18 protein-coding genes are annotated in these 20,328 nt (G+C 52.4%); 9 read left to right on the top strand and 9 right to left on the bottom strand.

Translation table 11 applies throughout. The annotated features are described in order from the left end of the window. Window positions 1-163: 163 nt before the first annotated feature. Window positions 164-2,143: a methionine--tRNA ligase gene (gene metG, locus EKM88_RS10215; protein ID WP_125705857.1), complete on the top strand. Its 1,980-nt coding sequence runs from the start codon at window positions 164-166 to the stop codon at window positions 2,141-2,143. 396 nt (window positions 2,144-2,539) lie between these two features. On the opposite strand, the gene EKM88_RS10210 is transcribed toward metG, so the two are convergent. The 3 genes from EKM88_RS10210 to EKM88_RS10200 form a co-directional block, all read right to left on the bottom strand. Beyond that, window positions 2,540-3,526, bottom strand: a complete 987-nt coding sequence (locus EKM88_RS10210) for a 2-keto-3-deoxygluconate permease (protein ID WP_125705855.1) — start codon at window positions 3,524-3,526, stop codon at window positions 2,540-2,542. Window positions 3,527-3,991: 465 nt separating this feature from the next. Further along, window positions 3,992-4,375 carry a PTS sugar transporter subunit IIA gene (locus EKM88_RS10205; RefSeq protein WP_225418469.1) on the bottom strand — a complete coding sequence of 128 codons (384 nt, stop codon included), beginning with the start codon at window positions 4,373-4,375 and terminating at the stop codon, window positions 3,992-3,994. Window positions 4,376-4,461: 86 nt separating this feature from the next. Further along, window positions 4,462-5,238, bottom strand: coding sequence for a MurR/RpiR family transcriptional regulator (locus EKM88_RS10200; RefSeq protein WP_225418472.1), 777 nt, complete (start codon window positions 5,236-5,238; stop codon window positions 4,462-4,464). Between the two features lie 168 nt (window positions 5,239-5,406). Between EKM88_RS10200 and EKM88_RS10195 the strand changes: the two genes are divergently transcribed. The 4 genes from EKM88_RS10195 to EKM88_RS10180 all read left to right on the top strand — a co-directional run bounded on the left by EKM88_RS10195 (window position 5,407) and on the right by EKM88_RS10180 (window position 10,932). Next, a complete protein-coding gene (locus EKM88_RS10195) occupies window positions 5,407-6,717 on the top strand; it encodes a family 4 glycosyl hydrolase (protein WP_125705851.1) in 1,311 nt (436 codons plus the stop codon). A gap of 10 nt (window positions 6,718-6,727) precedes the next feature. Then, window positions 6,728-7,474 carry a carbohydrate deacetylase gene (locus tag EKM88_RS10190; RefSeq protein ID WP_125705849.1) on the top strand — a complete coding sequence of 249 codons (747 nt, stop codon included), beginning with the start codon at window positions 6,728-6,730 and terminating at the stop codon, window positions 7,472-7,474. A 71-nt stretch (window positions 7,475-7,545) separates the two neighbouring features. Beyond that, window positions 7,546-9,189, top strand: a complete 1,644-nt coding sequence (locus EKM88_RS10185; RefSeq protein ID WP_125705847.1) for an alpha-glucosidase — start codon at window positions 7,546-7,548, stop codon at window positions 9,187-9,189. A 93-nt stretch (window positions 9,190-9,282) separates the two neighbouring features. Beyond that, the gene (locus EKM88_RS10180; RefSeq protein ID WP_125705845.1) at window positions 9,283-10,932 is read left to right on the top strand and encodes a PTS transporter subunit EIIC; all 1,650 of its coding nucleotides are present in this window, start codon (window positions 9,283-9,285) and stop codon (window positions 10,930-10,932) included. A gap of 192 nt (window positions 10,933-11,124) precedes the next feature. On the opposite strand, the gene EKM88_RS10175 is transcribed toward EKM88_RS10180, so the two are convergent. The 6 genes from EKM88_RS10175 to EKM88_RS10150 form a co-directional block, all read right to left on the bottom strand. Continuing rightward, complete coding sequence (locus tag EKM88_RS10175; RefSeq protein WP_125705843.1) at window positions 11,125-12,009, bottom strand: aldose 1-epimerase family protein; 885 nt, start codon at window positions 12,007-12,009, stop codon at window positions 11,125-11,127. 9 nt (window positions 12,010-12,018) lie between these two features. Further along, a complete protein-coding gene (locus EKM88_RS10170) occupies window positions 12,019-12,957 on the bottom strand; it encodes a hexose kinase (protein ID WP_125705841.1) in 939 nt (312 codons plus the stop codon). A gap of 83 nt (window positions 12,958-13,040) precedes the next feature. Next, entirely contained in the window at window positions 13,041-14,042 is a 1,002-nt protein-coding gene (locus EKM88_RS10165; RefSeq protein ID WP_125705839.1) for a tagatose-bisphosphate aldolase, read from the bottom strand. Window positions 14,043-14,106: 64 nt separating this feature from the next. Then, complete coding sequence (locus EKM88_RS10160) at window positions 14,107-14,886, bottom strand: DeoR/GlpR family DNA-binding transcription regulator (protein ID WP_125705837.1); 780 nt, start codon at window positions 14,884-14,886, stop codon at window positions 14,107-14,109. A 216-nt stretch (window positions 14,887-15,102) separates the two neighbouring features. Next, window positions 15,103-17,022, bottom strand: a complete 1,920-nt coding sequence (locus EKM88_RS10155; protein ID WP_125705836.1) for a fructose-1,6-bisphosphatase — start codon at window positions 17,020-17,022, stop codon at window positions 15,103-15,105. A 181-nt stretch (window positions 17,023-17,203) separates the two neighbouring features. Next, window positions 17,204-17,452, bottom strand: coding sequence for a hypothetical protein (locus EKM88_RS10150; protein ID WP_125705834.1), 249 nt, complete (start codon window positions 17,450-17,452; stop codon window positions 17,204-17,206). A gap of 155 nt (window positions 17,453-17,607) precedes the next feature. Between EKM88_RS10150 and EKM88_RS10145 the strand changes: the two genes are divergently transcribed. The 4 genes from EKM88_RS10145 to EKM88_RS10130 all read left to right on the top strand — a co-directional run bounded on the left by EKM88_RS10145 (window position 17,608) and on the right by EKM88_RS10130 (window position 20,221). Continuing rightward, on the top strand, window positions 17,608-18,393 hold the full coding sequence (locus EKM88_RS10145; RefSeq protein WP_125705832.1) for a TatD family hydrolase: 786 nt from the start codon (window positions 17,608-17,610) through the stop codon (window positions 18,391-18,393). Window positions 18,394-18,396: 3 nt separating this feature from the next. Beyond that, complete coding sequence (gene rnmV, locus EKM88_RS10140) at window positions 18,397-18,963, top strand: ribonuclease M5 (RefSeq protein ID WP_125705830.1); 567 nt, start codon at window positions 18,397-18,399, stop codon at window positions 18,961-18,963. Further along, on the top strand, window positions 18,956-19,834 hold the full coding sequence (rsmA, locus tag EKM88_RS10135; protein ID WP_125705828.1) for a 16S rRNA (adenine(1518)-N(6)/adenine(1519)-N(6))-dimethyltransferase RsmA: 879 nt from the start codon (window positions 18,956-18,958) through the stop codon (window positions 19,832-19,834). Before rnmV ends, rsmA begins: the two co-directional genes overlap by 8 nt. Before the next feature lie 135 nt (window positions 19,835-19,969). Beyond that, window positions 19,970-20,221, top strand: a complete 252-nt coding sequence (locus tag EKM88_RS10130) for a Veg family protein (RefSeq protein WP_125705826.1) — start codon at window positions 19,970-19,972, stop codon at window positions 20,219-20,221. Window positions 20,222-20,328: the final 107 nt, after the last annotated feature.

Raw genomic sequence — 20,328 nt, 5'->3', positions numbered from 1 at the left:
GGTCGCGGCGGTCGGTGAATGGACAGTGCAGTTTAACCAAAGCTTGGGAAAGCGTGGCTAGTGGTGATTCTTCCCACGACTGGGTGCAAGTCATGGTATACTGAAAGCAATCTGAACACTTTTTCCATAGACAAAAGTGATTCTTGCAGGAGGCACATTATTCATGGCAAAACCAACGTTCTACGTGACCACACCAATCTATTACCCAAGCGGGAAGCTACACATCGGGAACGCCTACTCGACCATCGCCGCCGACGTCATTGCGCGCTACAAGCGCCTGATGGGCTTTGACGTCTTTTTCCTGACGGGGACGGACGAGCACGGGTTGAAGATCGAGCAAAAAGCAGAGAAGCTGGGCATCACGCCGCAAGCGTATGTCGATGGGATGGTCGCGCAGATCAAGTCCTTGTGGCAACTGCTCGAAATCACTAATGACAAGTTCATTCGCACAACCGACGAAGAGCACGTTTTGGCGGTGCAGCAGATCGTGGAGCGCCTGATCAAGCAAGGTGACGTGTATCTCGGTGAGTACACCGGCTGGTACTCCGTTGAAGACGAGGAGTACTTCACGGAACCACAGCTGGCCGAAGTTTACCGCGATGATGACGGCAACGTCATCGGTGGGAAGGCCCCATCTGGTCACGAGGTTCAGCTGGTCAAGGAGGAGAGCTATTTCTTCCGCATGAGCAAGTACGCGGATCAGCTGCTGAAGTTCTACGAGTCGCACCCAGACTTCATTCAGCCTGCGTCCCGCAAAAACGAAATGATCAACAACTTCATCAAGCCGGGCCTAGAAGACTTGGCGATGAGCCGCACCAGCTTCAACTGGGGCGTGCCAGTGCCAGAAAACCCGAAGCACGTGGTGTACGTGTGGGTTGACGCGCTGCTGAACTATATTACGGCGCTGGGCTACGGCTCCGCCAACCATGACCTGTTCGATAAGTACTGGCCCGCTGACTTGCAGCTGATCGGGAAGGAAATCGTGCGGTTCCACACCATCTACTGGCCGATCATTCTGATGGCGCTCGGGCTGCCGATCCCAAAGAAAATCTACGGCCACGGCTGGCTGGTGATGAAGGACGGCAAGATGAGCAAGTCCAAAGGGAACGCGATCTACCCTGAGATGCTTGTGGAGCGTTACGGCCTGGACGCCTTGCGCTACTACCTGATGCGCGCCATTCCGTTTGGCAATGACGGCATTTTCACGCCTGAGGACTTCATCGACCGGATCAACTATGACCTGGCCAATGACCTGGGCAACCTGTTGAACCGGACTGTGGCCATGATCAATAAGTACGTTGACGGCGTGCTGCCGGATCTGACCCAAGTCACGGCCACCCCGTTTGACGCTGATCTGGAGGCCACGGCCGCGCAGAGCATTGCCGCTTACCACGACCTGATGGGCAAGCTGCAGTTCAACGATGCGCTGGACGCGACCTGGAAGCTGGTGGCGCGCGCCAATAAGTACATTGACGAAACCGAACCGTGGAACCTCGCCAAGGATCCCGCTAAGGCTGGGGAGCTGGCCAGCGTCATGGGCCACCTGGCTGAAAGCCTGCGCCTGATCGCGCTGTTGATCCAGCCGGTCATGACCCACGCACCGAAGCAGATCTTCGGTCAGCTCGGGTTGGACGCGGCACTGGACGAGCAGGAAACCCTTGAATGGGGGCACCTGCCGGCCGGCAACAAGATCGTTGAGAAGGGCACCCCAATCTTCCCTCGCCTGGATGTCGAGGAAGAGGTCGCCTACATCAAGTCTCAGATGCAGCCGCCGAAGAAGCAGGCCACCGTTGCAGCCGATACCCGCAAGCCGGAAATCGACTTCAAGGCCTTTGATCAATCGGAGATCCGCGTGGCGGAGATCCTCAACGTGGAGAAGGTCAAGGGAGCGGACAAGCTCCTGAAGTTCACCTTGGACGCCGGGGATGAAGGCACGCGCCAGATCCTGTCCGGCATCGCGGCCTACTACCCACACTTCGAGGAACTGAAGGGACAAAAAGTGATGGCCGTCGTCAACCTGAAGCCGCGCAAGCTGAAGGGCGAGATGAGCGAGGGCATGCTGCTGTCCGCCGAAGACAGCCAGGGCCACATTACGCTGCTGGCCGTGGATCAGAGCCTTGAGAACGGGAGCTTGATAGGGTAACGGATTATTGATGTACATGCGCTATCCTGGTGCAGGGAATCAATTTGAAGTTATCTCAAATAAACTCTTCAAGGTGCAGAGCCGGTGGTGCTATCAGCGCCTTTGATGAATGGCGTTTTCTGACTTTAGCGAGATCAGTACAATATGTTATGGTTCATCAACGGAGTGGCAATCTTCCTCGACTTGGAAGATTGCCATTTTGTTTCGTGCGAGAGAGAAAAAGACCCGTAATTTGGGTAAAAAGCTGACCACGTGGACGATGACCTTGACGAATCTTGAGATGATGGGCCAGTAAGTACCTTTTAAAAAGGTAATTTATGTTTGACTTTAGTTTTTAGAAATAAACGACATTCGTTTATGTGATTTTAGCAACTAGCGTGACACAGTGCGTGTATGCTACGGCCGAATTTCTATTTTTAGGTTAGAATCCACGTTTTGTTGATGGGGATTATGTTCCTTCTCGTACTTATCGAGCAGGCTGACCATCGTTGGACAAAGCATTGCCGTTACGATGATGGCTGCTGCAACTTGGACAGTAGCCTGCGGCGCAATTGTTTTAAAAGAAGCGTCAATTGCGGCCACAATTGCTGGTGTTCCAATCGCGTTTCCTGCAGTGGCGCCAACTGCGGCGCCGACTTGTGGATACTTAAAACCGAACAAATGGAAGATGCCCCAGCCTGCAAACCCAGTAATGAGCGTGCAGGAGAAACCCAATAAAATACCGGCGCCACCGGCTGATGCTAATTGCCCGAGATTCAGCGCAGCACCGAGGGGGAAAGCAAAGAAGGGAATTAACAGGGTTGTGCCTGGCTTAAGAAAATATCGAATATCCGAGTCGAGATTTCCGAGAATAAAGCCCATCAGGATTGGCATTAGCGCTGCTAGTAATGCAGTAAGTGGAATTCGTGTTAAACCTGTTACCCCAAAAGCTAGCATAGTGAAGAACGGGCCGTCGCTTAACGCAATAATGGATGTAGCTCCAACATCTGAAGTATCACCATATTCGTTAGCTAGGGCCGCATACAGACCGCTATTCTTATTGGTCAGAGAGGAAACAATTGCGAGTGGGCTAAGTCCTAATATTCCTTTTGGTCCCCAAAAATGTCCGACTGTAATTCCTAAAAATGCTCCGATAGAGACCTTTGTGATAAGTAAAATTATTCCCTTCGATATAGACACGCCAGCTTGTTTGATATCAATCTGAGCACCGCTGCAAAAGAGAAAAGCGGCGAGCAAGGCAGTAGAGCCAGACTTAAAAAGCGCCTCGGTAAACCCACCGAGGGCGAAGAACTGTGGAAAGAATGTGTTTGTTAACGCACCTATTAATAATGGGCAAACCATTATACCACCAGGTACGCTCTTAACGACATGTAATATTTTCATTTCTATTTTCTCCTGTAACCTTTTCGCTTTGCTACATGTTTATAAACGTTGTCTGTGAAATCACCAGCAAATATTGAAACGAGACATGTGTCTAATCACAAAGTGTAAGAGCAACCGTCCCACTACAAATAAAGACGAGTTGGTTGTTTGCGTAGACTGTGTAGTCATGCATGTTGTGAGATGGAAAATAAGTAATTTGAACAGAACCTGAAGAGGTCGCGAAAATAGTGGTCGACTCCTTGAGATGCTTTCACTTGTTCTAAATAAAGCGTCACTCTAATTAAACGGCACCCAAAAAAGAGTCGGTTATCACGGCCGGCTCCATTTGTTTAGTGAGTGTTCGATACTGGGATTATTTGGAGGTGTGTTTGATATTAACATTGAGTACGCGCTCACCGGCGTTAACTTTTTTGGTCGTTATAAGTGGGAGTGGGAGTGCAATAGACATATTAGAAATAGCAACGATTACCGTGGATCCAGCTGACTATTTTGTATATCGCTTAAAGACATCGTTCCTAGGAGATCTCCCGCTTGAATATGTTGCCCTGCCACAACGGTGAGGCTAAAAGGTGTGCCATTAAGACTAACGGTATCAAGCCCGAGATGGAGAATGACTTCTAAGCCGGTTTCGGTAGTGATGGTAAGTGCATGCTTTGTCGGGAAAACACTAGAGATCTCTCCTGAAGCCGGTGAGACTAGAGTGCCATTGTTTGGAATGACAGCGAAGCCATCACCAATCATTTTTTGAGAAAATACAGGGTCGTTAACTGAGGTGATTGGAATTAATTGTCCATCAACGGGGGCAACAAACTCTGTTGATAACTGGCTTTTTTTAAAAAAATTGAACATGGTATCCCTCCCCTTTATCTGCTAAACGCTGCTGTATCATAACAATTTGCTGACATTGCCAACAAGTCCCAGGGGGGAAGATGAACTTATTTTTCGTTAAATGAAACGGCCGGCAGACTTTCCTGTTTATTTCTCTCAATCAAGATTGCCTGGATCAAAAGATCAAACGCAAAACTCATTGACGTGATTTGCCAATGTAAGCGCCCGGCACGGCTAGGTTCACTTGCAAAGAATAACGAAATCGAGGCTTCTTTACTTAACGATGTTGGGGCGTCGCTTGTCACACTAATAATTGGAATTCCGCGAAGATGTATCTCATCAGCGGTATCCTCGTAGCCACTTAGAGTTCCAGACATCGACGTAAATAGTAAAAGATCATTGCTAGTCATATGAGTGACAGCATTTGCCAAATCTGTTTTGTTACGTAGTGTCAGACTTTGCTCACCGTAAATTAAGAGGTCAGTTGAGAAATTGTCAACGACTTGTTTTTGCTTCCATCCCGTGCCATACACGTAACGCGCATCGGCACCGAGAAAAAGTCTTGCAGCTGATGTCAGCTGAGCTTGATTTAGCGCATAGGTCTTGTTGATTTGGTTAATTGTCATATCAAGTAAATTTGAAGGTGCGGGATACTTCGGCGTTTCTTCGACTAACGAGTCACTTACCCGGTATTTGAAAGTTGAGTAGCCATCAAATCCAAGTTTGCGAATTAAACGATAAAGCGTGGACTTTGAAATGAAAAGCTGAGTCGCCATTGTCGAAATTGTAGATCCTGGAATTTCATTGGCGTGCCGGGATAGTTCGGTCAACAAGGCTAGCTCGCTAGTTGAAAGGATTGACTTATATCGGTTGAATAAGGACAAAAAAAGTGATGTCAATGTTAGATCCCCTTTTTGCAATATTTTTCAGATGTTGACACAAATTTTCTGTGTAGGAAAATTCGCATCTACTATCGGTTGAACGCTTTCATTGTAACTTATTTGAGCGTGTAATATACATGTATCAAAATATTGTTAATGGAGGAGTTCTCTATGAGTTACGTTATAACTATTGCTGGTGGGGGGAGTGGACATACACCCGGAATCTTGCTGACGGCGTTGAGATACAGGAAAGAATTTCTGATCAACGAAATTCGTCTCTACGATACTGATGAGGTGCGCAACGAAGATATGCGCATTATTATGGATTTCCTGCTGAAGCGTGAACATGAAGATGTCAAATTAGTTGCTACTTCAGATCCCAAGGACGCTTTTACAGGCTGTGATTTTATTTTTTCGCAGATTCGTGTTGGCGGCATGGAAATGCGTGAGCTAGATGAAAAAATTCCGTTGAAGTACGGTTTGGTTGGTCAAGAAACATGCGGACTTGGTGGTTTTGCTTATGGTATGAGAACCATGAAAGGCTTTACTGAGATGGTTGGGTTCATTCAGCAGTATCCACCTGATGCATGGATTCTAAATTACACCAATCCTGAAACGATTGTCTCCGAGACGGTCCGGCGTCAGTTCCCGAATATTAAAATTATCAATGCATGTGATATGACGATCGGGATTGAAATGCTTCTGGAGCGATCCTTCGGTTATGATCGCAAAAACCTCGTTGCTACTTACTACGGATTAAATCACTTCGGCTGGTATCACGATATTTACGATGTCACAAAAGGTAGAGATGTTATGCCGGAAATTCTCGAAAAGATCAAGCAGCAAGGCTTTAATACCGAAGGCACAGAACCGTCGTGGGCGCATACCTGGAACATTATGGCAGATATGCAGCGTGTTTTCCCAGATAATCTAATGAACAACTATCTACAGTACTACCTGTTCCCTGATAAGATCGTTGAATCTGCTAATCCGACCTACACTCGGGCGAATGAGATAATGGATGGCCGTAATAAAACAATTAAAGAGAACGTTGCAAAAATCCAGGAAAATCGAGATCTAGATACAATTGACTACAAGAGCGTGGCACATGGCCAATATATCGTAGAAATGGCAATGTCAATTATTCATAATCAGAATAAACGGTTTATGCTAATTGTTCCAAATATGGGTGCAATTCCGAACCTTCGCCCGGATGCTGTTGTAGAGATTCCTTGTTATGTGAATGCGAAGGGAGTCGAGCCTATTTCGCTTCGATTCGACATTCCGGACTTTCAGAAGGGTTTGATGGAAGCGCAGGTTGCCGCCGAAAAGTTGTTGGTAGATGCTTTCTTCGAGAATTCTTATCAGAAAGCTTTGGAGGCATTTACGTTGAATCAAACGGTACCAAATGCAACGGTTGCTAAGAATGTTCTTGATGACTTCATCGCGGCAAATGGCGACTATTGGGTGAATTTGAAGTAGGAGGATTTACATGAATTTATTGATTATCAATGCGGACGACTTTGGATATGGTCCAGGGCTAAACCATGCTATTTTGGATTCCTATCAATTAGGCGTTTTAACATCTACGACGCTAATGGCAAATATGCCAGGCTTTGACCAAGCCGTTGCAATGGCAAAGGAAAATCCTGGCCTGGGTATAGGCGTACATTTAGTTCTAACCTGTGGGACACCAATTTTAAAAACTGGTAGTTCGATTACAACTGACCAAGGTGATTTTAAAAAGATTTCCTTTTATGAAGAACACTTTGAAATTGATCCCGATGAACTCTATAAAGAATGGCATGCGCAGATTGATCGGGTTTTCGCTGCGGGCTTAACACCCGATCATCTTGACAGTCACCACCACGTTGATATGTTGCCAGCGATTCAGCCTGTTTACGAGAGATTAGCTCGCGAGTTTGGGCTCCCTGTGCGTCGAAATTATGAGGTTCCAAGTGACATTAAATCCCCTGCACACCTTGACGATGCGTTTGATCATCTTGGATTAACTAAGGCAATCTGGAAGCCAATGACCACACGAAACCTTATTGAGGATGTTCATGCCTGTGGAAGTGTAGAGGCGATGTGTCATCCAGGGTATGTTGACGCGGAACTAAACAGTCGCTCAAGCCTGACGACCAATCGTGTTTATACTGCCCGTGAGTTACAACGCCCGGAGTATAAGGTAATGATGAAAAATGAGGGTATCACCTTAGGTAGATTCAGTGATTTATAGAGTGTTAGTGAATCGGAAGGGCAAATGCTTGCGAGATTAAGTGCGCTCGATTGAGTCTATGAGGAATAATTATGACAAAAGCATGGTGGAAGGAAGCTGTTGTATACCAGGTTTATACGCGATCATTTCAAGATAGTGATGGAGATGGAATTGGTGATATTCGGGGAATTATTAACCGACTCGGCTATATAAAAGAACTGGGCGCTGATGTGATCTGGCTCAATCCGATATTTAAGAGTCCCAACGTCGATAACGGCTACGATATTAGTGATTATCAGGCCATTCACTCAGATTTTGGGACCATGGCCGACTTCGATGAGCTTCTGAGACGTGCACATCACGAGGGTATAAAAATTATCCTTGATCTCGTAGTCAATCACACAAGCGATGAACACCCATGGTTTATTGAAAGTCGTAAGAGTCGCAATAACGAGTTCAGTGATTATTACATCTGGCAGAACGGAGATAATGGTGATGCACCGAATGACTGGGAGTCGAGATTTATGGGTTCGGCGTGGAAGTACGAATCTTCTCGTGAACAATATTACTTGCATATCTATACGGATAAACAACCTGATCTAAATTGGCGTTCGAAGTTCGTTCGGGAATCGATCTTTGAGATGATGCGTTGGTGGTTAGACAAGGGAATCGATGGCTTTCGTATGGATGTCATCAACATGATTGCAAAGCCGGAAAAGTTCAGTCAGAATACACCAAGGCCAATCAATTTACCGGAAGTACAGGAGTACCTAAAAGAGATGAATAATGCTGTACTACAGCATTACGATATTATGACCGTGGGCGAGATGATGGATACAGAGCCAGAACTTGCCAAGGAATATGCTGGATTCGACTCGAATGAATTAAATATGATTTTTCAGTTTCAGCATATGAGACTTGATCACGATGATAAATATGCGCAATGGCGCCTTCACCCGCTTAAACTCAGTAAGCTTAAGTCGATTATGAGTCGATGGCAAGAAGGACTAGATGGCAAGGCTTGGAATTCTCTCTATTGGAATAATCATGACCAACCACGCGTCGTGTCACGCTTTGGCAGTGACACTGAGAAATTTCGTGAACGTTCGGCTAAAATGTTAGGCGCAGTACTACACTATCAGCAAGGAACCCCTTATATTTACCAAGGGGAAGAGCTTGGGATGACCAACAACTCAAATTTTTATCGACTGGGCGATTTTCGTGATATTCAAAGTTTGAATGCTTATCATGAATGGGTCGAAAAGAATCGTGAGTTAACGCCAGAGCAAATGCTGGAGGCGTTACGTAGAGGTTCACGTGATAATGCACGCACACCGATGCAGTGGGATAATCGACCTAATGCGGGCTTTACAACATCAGATATAAAACCGTGGATAATGGTTAATCCGAATTACCAGGCAATCAATGCAGAAAAAGAAATTAGGGATGGAAACTCTGTATTTTCTTTCTACAAGCAGATGAATCGGCTGCGTCGCCTGTACCCGATTATTGTGTACGGTGACTACCAGTTAATAAGTCCTGAGGATGAGGAGGCTTGGATCTATCAAAGACGTTTTGAGGGGCAGACATTGACTTTAATTGCAAATTGGACAGATCGAGAGATTTCGCGCGAAATTGCAGCAAGAGACGAACGGTTGCTACAAAGCAATTACATGGATGACCGTGGTGCCTACCTCCGAGCGTATGAGGTGAAAGTCTACTTGAACAAAAATTGAAAGTATCGATTAGCGCAGGCTTTGAAAAGCAAAATGTAAGCGCTAACCTAACTGAAAAACCACTTCAAATAAAAAAAGACTGGAGGCAAGAACATGAAAGTGAAACTTCAAAAATTGACTCAAACATTTGCGAGAGCCATTATTCAACCTGTGATGTTCATGGCAGTATCTGGGCTATTTATCTCTGTTGCTGCGTTATTTAAGATCAAAGAAATGCCAGCCCTTCTGCAGACTGTCGGAAATGGTATTTTTACCGTTCTCAACGGGGCAGCAATCAGCCAACTATCCGTTATTTTCTGTGTCGGAATTGCGACTGCGATTGCCAAGAAGAAAAAAACAGATGCCGCAATTCTAGCAATTACAACCTTTCTAATTTTTCTCTACTCAAACCACTTTTGGCTTGATCTAACTCACAGATTAGCTAAGCCTGGGCCGTCTGGCCTGTATGGTACAGGGCAAAACCTCATTCTCGGTATTCAAGCGACTGATATGGGGGTTTTTCTTGGAATTATTCTAGGGTGTTTAGTAGGATTCTTTGTTAATAAATTTGGTGGCGTTAAGTTTAAGGTATCCTTTCTAGCTCCTTACGAGGGAACAAAGTTTACCTATGTTTTGTTAATCTTCACAACGATGTTCTTTGCAATTCTAGTTTCCTATGTGTGGCCACCAATTAATCACTTGGTTACCTTATCGGTGGAAAGCATGTCAGGAATGGGTGCGCTTGGATACATGTTTTATGGATTCCTTAATCGGTTGATGTTGCCGTTTGGTATGCATCACCTTCTCTGGATGCCAATTTACTATACGCCACTTGGTGGCACTGCACGAATTGCGGGGAAGACTGTAAGCGGTGCCATGAATATCTGGCTGACTGAGCTTGGAAATGCAAACAGTCTGACCCATATGGATCCATCAATTGGGTATCTTGGCAATATGGGGCCGATGTTCTTGCCAATCGGTATTGGGCTGGCGCTTGTTGCTACAGCACTTCCCAAAAATAAGGCGCGCGCGAAAGCAATCGTTTGGCCTGCTGTATTCACGGCTGTTGTTGCGGGCATTACTGAACCGATTGAATTTCTCTTCTTGTTTGTTAGCCCGATTCTGTGGTTCGCGCACGCTGTTATTTATGGTTTCGGTCTCTTTTTAGCAAACGTTGCTGGAATTCGAATCTCGGTGGAGGCCATCATCACCACGGTCATGTATAGTCTGGCTATTCCACCGAGTGTAGGACATCAGATAATGATCATACCAGTTGGTTTAGCAATGATTGCAATTGAGTACTTTGTGTTTAAGACGCTGATTGTAAAGCTTAAGATTCCAACCATTGGCCGAGAGGATATCATTGGAGTTGATCTTGATACTGACGGAGATGTCGTTCTCGATAATCCTTCGCCAACGCTTGACCCTAGCAAGGAAGGCTCTGATGTATTTGACTCACAAGAAACACCTTCAAGTAATCAAGCACCTGCACCCAACGCACTTAGTACAGCGGGGAATTTTAAACCTATTGTTGAAGGGTTAGGAGGCATTGATAACATAGAAGAAATCAATAACTGTATCTCACGATTACGGATTGATGTTTTCGACCCTAATAAAGTTGACGTTGCAACGCTGAAAAAGTATCCTGCTGCAGGTGTAATTCAAAAGAGTCACAATGTGCAAATTGTGATCGGCGTAGGCGTCTCAGATGTGGCGGAAGATTTGAAGGACTACATTAAAGGACTAAGCGCAGTCGCGGAGTAGCGAAGCTTCTAATTGGTAGGCAAATTTCCTTTTATTTGGAAGCTATTTTGACGAAGGGACGCAAATATCGGAACGGATATGACCAAATTTTCTTGATAGTTAGAAATCTAAATGTTCTCAAAAAGCCCGCCCCAGCGCGGCCGGGTCCTGCAATTGCAGGACATCGGCCACGCCAGAGGCGAGCTTTTTGGGTTAGGCCAGTGTCAGCGTAAAGCCGACGGTTTTGTGGTCGCCACCCTTGAGTACGGTGTTGCCAGCTTTTTGAAGCCAGTTGCTCGGGTGACCGGCCTGGTCCGGCAGGCCATCGAAGGGTTCCACACAGATGAATGGGGCCTGTTTGTGCTCCGGGCTCCACAGGGTCAGGTACGGGAAATCCGCCAGGTCGATCGTGACGGTGTGGCTACCGTCTGCGGTGGCGAGAGTGGCGCTGGTCGCGGTGCGGGCGTCGAGAATCACGAGGCCGTCGTCCAGCAGTGCGTAGCTGAGCGGAATGGTGGTGCCTGCCGCCGCAGCGAGTGGGGCCAGCGTCTCGTCACGGAACGGGACGGGGCCGATACCGAACGCCTCAACTGGGGTCGTGGCGCCGTTCAGGGTGACGGTGTAGTGATCAAGCGGCTGGGTCAGTGCAAACCCGGGGTGAAAGCCCAAGGCAAACGGCATTTTGCGCGCTGGGACGGCGTTGCGGTTGGTGACCGTGGCCTCGACCTGTAGCCCGGTGGCAGTGAGCGTGTAGGTAATGGTCAATGCGAAGTCAAACGGGAACAGCTGCTTCGTCTCCGGGGTGGCGTGTAGTGTCAGGTTGACGCTGTCGGCCGCGTTTGGGGTGATGGTGTCGAACGTAAAATCGCGGGCAAATCCGTGCTGGCGCATCGGGTAGGTTTGCCCGTCCAGCACGTACTCGTCTGAGTTGGAGCGGCCGATCGAGGGGAAAAGAATCGGCGCGTGGCGGCTCCAGTAGCGCCCGTCTGCATCGGCCCAGATGTAGTTGCGGCCGTCCGCGTTGCGGGTCAGGGTCGTCAGCTCGGCCCCCAAGGGATTGATGGTCGCGGTGAACTGTGAATTCGTAATCGTGAGCATGGTGGCCTCCTACAGTGCGGTGACGGTGACTTTGGCGTAGTATTCGTCAAACAGTGCCGGGTTGACGAAGCCGGTCTGGGCTTCCATCGTGTTGAGCATGCCGGTGGTCATGGCCGTCTTCATCACGGCTTCGTCATCCTTGCCGTCCGCGATCGCCATGGCAAGGCCGGCCAAGGTCGAATCACCGGAGCCAACAGGGTTGACAACGTTGATCTTCGGGATCGCGGCTTGGTAGTAGCGGTCGTTGTGCTTAACGAACGCACCGGCGGCCCCGAGGGACACGACGATCCACTCGATACCCGCGAACACCGGGGCCTGAAGGTGTTGCTTCAAGGCCGGCAGGTCGTGCTTGTCGACCGGGACGTTGAGCAACGCGGCCAGCTCGTCTTCGTTAGGCTTGATGAGCAGTGGCTTGATCGAGGCGGTGATGCCGGCCGTCAAGGCGGCACCAGACGCATCTAGGATCACCTTGACCTGCTTGGCGGCAGCGTGGGCGATCATAGTGCTGTAGAAGTCCGGGGCTAAACCGCGTGGCAGGGAGCCGGAGATGGTGACGAGGTCCGCTTGCGCCAGCAACTGGTCGAAGTGGGTGAGAAAGGCCGCACCGTCTGCGGCACTCAGCTCAGGCCCGGCTTCGAGGATCTCGGTTTGGTTGCCGCCGTCGTGCAGGATGGCGATGCACTGGCGCGACTCCTGATCGATGTGGCTGAAGTCGTGAGGAATGCCGTCTTCGTCGAGCTTGGTTTCGATGAAGCGGCCGAAGTTGCCGCCCAACACACCAGTGGCGACCAGTGGGTGGCTCAGCAGGTGGATCACGCGCGACACGTTGAGACCTTTGCCGCCGGCGGTTTTGCGGACATCAGTGATGCGGTTGACAGTGTCGATGGCCAAATGGTCCAGTGGGTAGGCGATATCAATGGATGGGTTCATGGTAACGGTGAGAATCATGGCTAAAACTCCTTTCCGCACACAGGGGTGCGAACAGAAAAAGCCGGTCCCGATAACCGGGATCGGCTTTTGTGTGACGTCGCTTAGTCGGTGACCACTTTGTTCGTCCAAGGGGTGGCGGTTTCGGCCAGCACCTTGTTCAGACGGTCGATGTTGGCCTTGCCTTCGGTTTGCAGCCAGGTCTTACCGGCTTCTTCGCCTTCGGCAGCGAATGGCTTCACACCGTTCTTCCAGGTTGCGCGGCCGCAAAGCACGCCGTTGAAGGTGGAGCCCGCGTCCTTAGCGAATTGCAGTTCCTTCAAGAACAGGTCGTTGGTCACGCCAGCGGACAGGAAGATGAATGGCAGGTCCGTTGCGTCGGACTGTTCCTTGTAGTAAGCCGCAGCTTCTGCCTTGGTATAAACGGCTTCGGTGCCGTCTTCGGTGAAGCCTTCAACGAACTTCTGGTTAACCGGCACTTCGAGCTTCAACACGGCAACGTTGTAGCGTGGCTTGGAGAATTCCTTGGTCATTTCGATGACCTTGTGTGGCTTGACCTTGGAGTAAGCGGCATCGGTCACGGAGTCCATGTTGGCATCGTAGGAAACGAGTTCCAAGAACATTGGCAGGTCGTTGGCCTTGGCTTCGGCCCCAACGCGTTCAACGAAGGCCTTCTTGCGGTCGTTGATGGCATCGGATTCGTCTGTGTCGTAGTAAAGCAGGAACTTAACGGCGTCGCCACCTTCTTCGGCGATGCGCAGGGCGCTTTGGTCGTCGATCAGGTCAGGGAAGCGGCCAGGTTCGGTGGCATCGTAACCGGTCTTTTCGTAGGAAAGCAGCAAGCCGGCGTTTTCATCGCGCACGTTGGCAGCTGGCAGGCCGTATTCTGGGTCCAGCAGGATGGAGCTGGCGTACTTGGTTAATTCAGCGGAAACGGCCTTCTTGAAGTCAACGATTTCAGTTTCGTTAGAAGGTTGGTTCGCGGCCGCCGCGATCATCTTCTTCAGGGAACCGCGCTGGTCGATGGCCAGGGCGGAGATCACGTTGTTCTTGTCAGAGAGTTTCTTCAAGTGTTCCAATTGACCAGCAGTAAGCTTTACAGACATTAATAGTCCCTCCATATTGTGGTGTCCCGGTCGCCCGGTCACCGTCTAGATTACAGCAACAGTGTCAAACTTGCGCATTTTCCGACTCGCCAGTCAGCACTTGCGTGAATTGGCCGTACGCCGCCCGGTCGGTGGCGTTGATCGCAGCGTTGGTGATCAGCGCTGTGGTTTGGTCCAACGCGTAGAACGTGTAGAAGTCGCGGTGGTTCAGCTTGGTCAGGTCGGCCAGGACGTAGCGGGCCTTGGCGTTGTCAAAGGCGATGCGCTGGGTCTGGCCTTCATCGGGGCTGGCATTGGTGATGGCGTTACCGTCAATGCCGTTCACATTGATGAAGGCCAGATCGGTGCGCAGCCTGAGGATCACCTCGTTGGCCAAGCTGCCGATGAACGCCCCGGAGTGGGCCTGATAGGTCCCTCCGATGAGCTGCAAGGCGAACTGGGCCGAGCGGTCCTGAAAGCTTTGGAAAACGGGGAGGCTGTTCGTCACCACCCGGACGTCTGAGAGGTTCAGGTAAGTGGCAATCAGCTCGTTGGTGGTGCCGGGGCCGATGTAGATCGTGTCCCCGGAGTGAACCAACCCGGCCGCAATTTTCGCCACCTCGTTTTTCTCCGCCACGTTCAACGCCCGCCGCTCCAAGCGTGCGATCTCCGCGCTTTGGCGGTAGCGCATGCTCTGCGCGCCGCCGTGAATGCGGACCAAAGCGTGCTCTTCCGCCAGCTCATCGAGGTCGCGCCGGACGGTCATGGTCGACACGCCCAAGCTATCGCCGATCTCGTTGACAGTCATGATGCCCTTGTCATCGACCAGCGTGCGAATCTTCAGCAGTCGTTCTCGTTTTAGCAAGTGCTCACCTCGATTCTGTTAGAAAATGTTTGTTTCTGTTTACTCGACCACGATAACACGGACTGAATCCGCCGTCAACCCCTGATGAAACCGGTCCCTGCATCATCGCGAACCGCACTGGGGCGCGCCTTATTGGTCAACCTCACGCGCGCGGCAGCGGAATAAACATTGGCAAACAAAAACACACAGTCGCAGGGGTGACCGCCGGGCAATGGTCTACTTGTGTGGTGGTTGTCGCGTCGTCAGGCGCGCCGTGAGCGTTGCGATCTGTTGCTGAAGCGCGGCACCGATATCGGTTTGGGCGACCGTGCGGCGCTGGCGTTCGGCGGCCACGACGCGCTTGGTCGAAAGGATGTCCGTCAGGTCGCGCAGGGCTTCTTTTTTGGACACGAACGGTTGGTGGGTGACAAGCTGCATCCCATACGAGTTGTCCAGCAGGGTGTAGCCGCCGATGCCGGTCGTGGCCTGATAAGGGCGGGAAAAGCCGCCATCAATGACGATCATTTTGCGGTTGGCCATGATGGGGGAGTTGCCCTTTTTGATCGGCGTGTGGCCGTTGATCACGTGCCCAACGGCCTGGTCCAGCCCGAACTCGCGCAGGAGCCGTTGGACGAACGCGGGGTCGTGACGCAGGTGATAATAGGGGTTCGGATGCTCGTCATGCGCCGCTGTGGCCTGAATGAAGTAGCGCTCGAACGTGGTCATGTCGTGCTTGCCAAACAGCGGGGAGTACGGCCCGGTCCACAGGTACCACAGCAGGTCCGTGGCGCGGTCCGCCGACTCCGCGGGGTGGGTGTAAGCCACGCGCAGGTTCGCCTCCAGCATCTCAAACAGCGCGCGGCCGGCGTAGGTCACCCCGTCCAGCGTCAGGCCGACGAATGCGCCCGCATCGTTCACGGGCACACAGCCGTGCAAGAGCAGGTTCTGGTTGTACTGCAGGAACATGTGGCCGTGATCGACCAGAAAATCCATGTGGCGGTGCAGGCGTTCGGAGTGCGTGAAGGCGTGGACCAGCTGATCGATGACGGTCTGTTCTTCCGGTAATAGCGTGAACGGGGCGGCGGCATCCACCGTGACGAAGCACCCGTTCGTCACCGGATAGTCCTGGCCGTTGAGGTGCACCTGCGTGCGGTCTGCAGTGAGTTTATCTAGGATCAGGCGGTGCGTCATGTGAAATTCGGGGCGGCGCAAAATGACGGGGCCCTCCAGCTTGAACTGCAGGATGGCGATGGCCTGGTGGATTTTGGTCACTTCCAGCTGTTCATCAACGCTCAGTGGCGCGCGGCCACTGTCCAGCTTGGGCCGAAACATCGGGTTGTCGGCGTAGTAGCGTTCGGCGAGGCGAGTGAGCGGCCGCAGGTTGATGCCGTACGCCTCCTCAAGAATATCGAGGTTCCCATAGCGGGCGCAGATGCGGATCAGGTTGGCGATGCACAGCGGGGAACCGGCCGCGCCGCCCAGCCAGAGAATGTCGTGGTTGCCCCATTGCAGATCCACGGTGTCGCTGCGCTGGATCAGCGTCTCGACAATCTGATCCGGGGCGGGCCCACGATCGTAAATATCGCCGACAATGTGCCAGTGGTCGACGGTCAGGCGCTGGATCGTGTGGCAGGTGGCCACGATCCAGCCGTCCACCTGGTGCAGGTCGATCAGCGTGTTGATCAGCGTGCCGTAGTAGGTCACCTTGTCATCGGCAGTGGCTGAGTTGTACAGCAGTTCCTCGGTGATGTAGACAAAATTCGGGTCGAGTGCCTTGCGCACCTTGGAGCGTGTGTACTTCATGGCCGTGTATGCGAGCAGGCGGAGCAGTTGACGCACGGTGGTGAGGTACCACTGCGTGAGCGCCTCGCCGGTGGTGCGGGTGTGCTGGACGGTCAACCGCTCGCTGGGGTAGTAGACCAAAAAGGCCAGCTCCTGCAGGGCGGTGGGCGTCAGCTCACCGATGAAGCATTCTTGGATCTTGACTTTGACGTTGCCGCTACCACTGCGCAGGACATGCTGAAACGCATCGTACTCGCCGTGGAGATCGCTCATGAAGGCCTCGGTCGGCTTGGGCAAGTGCAAAATGGCAGTCAGGTTGATCAGCTCAGTGGTGATGGCAGGCAGCGTCTGGTAGGCGGCAGTTGGGTCAGCCACAGTATCGTCTCCTTTGCTAGACCAGTTTGCCCCCACTATACCGGAAGTTGGCCGAAACACCAAATGTCACTGCCTGATTTTTGGACCGGATACGGGTGGACCAAAGCAAAAACGACCACCCTTCACCAGACTGAGCGACGTGCTGGCGAGGGGTGGCCGCATCAATAAGGGGCGCGGCGCCTTATTCTTGTGGGTGGCCCTTGAGGTTGTGGGGGCTGGTTTCAATGACGGGGTAGGTGGCAAGCTGGGGCAGGTCGGTGTCAAGCGGCACCGTGTACAGGAGCAAGTGGATCGCCGCGGTGGCTTCATGCCTAAGCTGGTTCAGTCGCGTTAGCGCCTTGGCGTGATCGGCACTCGCGTAGATGACTTCGACGACCTGCCGATGGTCGAGGTCGGTATACACCCGGACAATCAAATTAACTGTGGACATCAATATTCCCTCCAAAGAATTTGATTACATTATAGCAGGATGATACTAGAATGAAAGATGAATTATGGTTGGGGTCATTCACCTTCAAACCGACCCCGAATGCGTGCGGGGATTAGTGTATAATGGAACGGATACGAAGGCAGGGAGGCCACAAGATGGAGATTTTTGACTCACACACCCACCTGAACGATACCCCGTACGCAGGCCGCGAGGCGGCGTATGTGGCGGAAGCCGCAGCGCTGGGCGTCACCGAGATGGCCATCGTCGGGTCGGACACGGCGATGAACGCCGGAGCCATGGCGCTGGCGGTGCAGTTCCCGCAGCTGTACGCGATCGTCGGCTGGCACCCCGAGTCCAGCAAGGATTACACGCCGGCCGCCGAGGCGCTTTTGATGACGCAGCTGGCGACGCCCAAAACCGTGGCGCTGGGCGAGATCGGCCTGGACTACCACTGGGACACCAGCCCCCGCGAGACCCAGCGCCGCGTGTTTGCGCGCCAGCTGGCGATCGCCCGGGAGCAGCACATGCCGGTGTCGATCCACACCCGCGATGCCTTTGAGGACACCTACACGCTTTTGAAGGCGGCGCACCTCGAAGACTTCGGCGGCATCATGCACAGCTTCACCGGAGACGCCGAGTGGGCCAAGCGCTTCCTTGACCTGGGGATGTACGTCTCCTACTCGGGCATCGTCAGCTTCAAAAATGCCCCGGCGGAACACGAAAGCGTGCAGGTGATCCCCGCCGACCGCCTGCTGGTGGAAACCGACGCCCCGTACCTGACACCGGTGCCGTACCGCGGCAAGCCGAACCAGCCCGCCTACACCCGCTACGTGGTGGAAGCCGTGGCGAAGTACCGCGAGACCACGCCTGAAGCGATCGCGGCAATGACGCGCGCCAACGCCCACCGGGTGTTTGGCCTCACAGACACAGATAAAGGATAAAACATGACATTCAAGCAAGTGATCGTGGTGGAAGGCCGCGATGACACCAAGCGGCTTTACGAGACATTTGGCCCCATTGATACGATTGAGACCCAAGGCAGCGCGATCTCCCCGGCCACGCTTGCGCTGATCCAAAAGGCGCAGGCGACCCGCGGGGTGATCGTGCTGACGGACCCGGATTTTCCCGGCGAAAAGATCCGCAAAACCATCAGCCGCGCCGTGCCCGGCGTGACCCACGCCTTTTTGCCCCGCGCCGAAGCGGTGCCGGACAAGCAGGGGTCGCTGGGTGTCGAGCACGCCAGCCCGGCGGCCTTGCGCGAGGCACTGACGCACCTGACCACCGAGCAAGTGGCCGCGCCGACCCTGATCCCGCGCACCGACCTGCTGGACGCCGGCCTGCTGGGCGGCCCCAACGCACGTCAGCGCCGGGAGCAACTCGGCGAGCTGCTGCACATCGGCTACACCAACGGCAAGCAGTTGCAAAAACGCCTCGCGCAGTTTCAGATCACTCCGGCCGCGTTTGCCGCGGCCATACAGCAGCTTCAATCCAAGGAGGACGCCCATGCCTGACCACATTGCAACGCCGAGCCGCACCAATGACATCCTGCGCCGGCACGGCTTTCGGTTCAAGAAGAGCCTCGGCCAGAACTTTTTGACCAACCCGAAGATCCTCAGTAACATTGTGGCCGCTGCCGCCGTGTCAGCCGCCGATGACGTGATCGAGATCGGCCCCGGCATCGGCGCGCTGACCGAGTTCCTGGCCACCGCGGCGCACCAGGTGCTGGCGCTTGAGATCGATCCGCGGTTGCTGCCGGTGCTGGCCGAAACGCTGGCGCCGTACCCCAACACCACGGTGGTAGAAGGGGATGTCCTGAAGGCGGATCTGGCGACGCTGATCGCGACGCACTTTGATGGGCAGCACGCCATCAAAGTAGTGGCGAACCTGCCGTACTACATCACAACGCCGATCCTGATGCACCTGATCGATGCGCCCATCGACTTTGCCAGCATCACGGTGATGATGCAAAAGGAGGTGGCGGCGCGCCTGACCGCTCAGCCAAACAGTAAGGACTACGGCAGCCTCTCCATCGGCGTGCAGCAGCACATGGATGTGGCCGTGGCCTTCACCGTCAGCCGCACCGCGTTCGTGCCGGCCCCCAACGTGGACTCCGCCATCGTTACGCTGACCCGGCGGGCGACCCCGCGTGCCGCCGTGGTAGATCAGGCCGCATTTGATCGCCTGGTGCGCGGCAGTTTCGTTGCCCGGCGCAAGACCCTGTGGAACAACCTGACCAGCCTGTATGGTAAGAGCGACGACACCAAGGCCAAGCTGACAACCGCGCTCGCCGCGGTTGAGATCGCGCCGAGTCAGCGTGCCGAGCAGCTTTCGATCGCCCAGTTTGCCGCACTCAGCGAGGCCCTGCGAACAGCTGGACTGTAAGGGCCCCCACATCAATGAGAAAACCCTAAAAAAACGCCGAGTGGCGGCGCGTTTTGGTTGCGGGGTTTGAATTGTAATGGTATAATTGCAAATTTCTTGCATTTGTGCTATTATCTCTTGTAAGGGGTGAAGTGCATGCCAATTACAATCGCAAGCATCAAGCAACAACTCGATTCAAAAATCGGGGAAAATCTAACCGTTGTCGCTCAGGCCGGCCGCAAAAAAGTGACCCGCCGCAAGGGAACCCTCAAAGAAACGTACCCGGCAATTTTCGTGGTCGACCTGGACCAAGACGAGAATGCATTTGAACGGGTCTCATACAGTTATGCGGACCTCCTCACCAAATCGATTCAGATCACATTTGATGACGAAGTAAAAGCGTCGTAAAAAACCGGCTGTGGGCCGGTTTTTTTGTGCGACGAATTGTCAACTCAAGTGCAACTTTTTACCCAGGTAGACTTCTGATGGTGTCTTCCAGCCTAAGACCTTGCGAG

This window comes from Lacticaseibacillus daqingensis (assembly GCF_003946115.1).
Classification (GTDB): domain Bacteria; phylum Bacillota; class Bacilli; order Lactobacillales; family Lactobacillaceae; genus Lacticaseibacillus; species Lacticaseibacillus daqingensis.
The sequence above is the reverse complement of the archived record's forward strand: the minus strand, read 5'-3'. Positions and strand labels throughout refer to the sequence as shown.

What these genes read in the sequence shown, in the direction of transcription:
- metG (WP_125705857.1), top strand. Translation starts at nt 164, where the DNA reads ATGGCAAAACCAACGTTCTACGTGACCACACCAATCTATTACCCAAGC.
- EKM88_RS10210 (WP_125705855.1), bottom strand. Translation starts at nt 3,526, where the DNA reads ATGAAAATATTACATGTCGTTAAGAGCGTACCTGGTGGTATAATGGTT.
- EKM88_RS10205 (WP_225418469.1), bottom strand. Translation starts at nt 4,375, where the DNA reads ATGTTCAATTTTTTTAAAAAAAGCCAGTTATCAACAGAGTTTGTTGCC.
- EKM88_RS10195 (WP_125705851.1), top strand. Translation starts at nt 5,407, where the DNA reads ATGAGTTACGTTATAACTATTGCTGGTGGGGGGAGTGGACATACACCC.
- EKM88_RS10190 (WP_125705849.1), top strand. Translation starts at nt 6,728, where the DNA reads ATGAATTTATTGATTATCAATGCGGACGACTTTGGATATGGTCCAGGG.
- EKM88_RS10185 (WP_125705847.1), top strand. Translation starts at nt 7,546, where the DNA reads ATGACAAAAGCATGGTGGAAGGAAGCTGTTGTATACCAGGTTTATACG.
- EKM88_RS10180 (WP_125705845.1), top strand. Translation starts at nt 9,283, where the DNA reads ATGAAAGTGAAACTTCAAAAATTGACTCAAACATTTGCGAGAGCCATT.
- EKM88_RS10175 (WP_125705843.1), bottom strand. Translation starts at nt 12,009, where the DNA reads ATGCTCACGATTACGAATTCACAGTTCACCGCGACCATCAATCCCTTG.
- EKM88_RS10170 (WP_125705841.1), bottom strand. Translation starts at nt 12,957, where the DNA reads ATGATTCTCACCGTTACCATGAACCCATCCATTGATATCGCCTACCCA.
- EKM88_RS10165 (WP_125705839.1), bottom strand. Translation starts at nt 14,042, where the DNA reads ATGTCTGTAAAGCTTACTGCTGGTCAATTGGAACACTTGAAGAAACTC.
- EKM88_RS10150 (WP_125705834.1), bottom strand. Translation starts at nt 17,452, where the DNA reads ATGTCCACAGTTAATTTGATTGTCCGGGTGTATACCGACCTCGACCAT.
- EKM88_RS10145 (WP_125705832.1), top strand. Translation starts at nt 17,608, where the DNA reads ATGGAGATTTTTGACTCACACACCCACCTGAACGATACCCCGTACGCA.
- rnmV (WP_125705830.1), top strand. Translation starts at nt 18,397, where the DNA reads ATGACATTCAAGCAAGTGATCGTGGTGGAAGGCCGCGATGACACCAAG.
- rsmA (WP_125705828.1), top strand. Translation starts at nt 18,956, where the DNA reads ATGCCTGACCACATTGCAACGCCGAGCCGCACCAATGACATCCTGCGC.
- EKM88_RS10130 (WP_125705826.1), top strand. Translation starts at nt 19,970, where the DNA reads ATGCCAATTACAATCGCAAGCATCAAGCAACAACTCGATTCAAAAATC.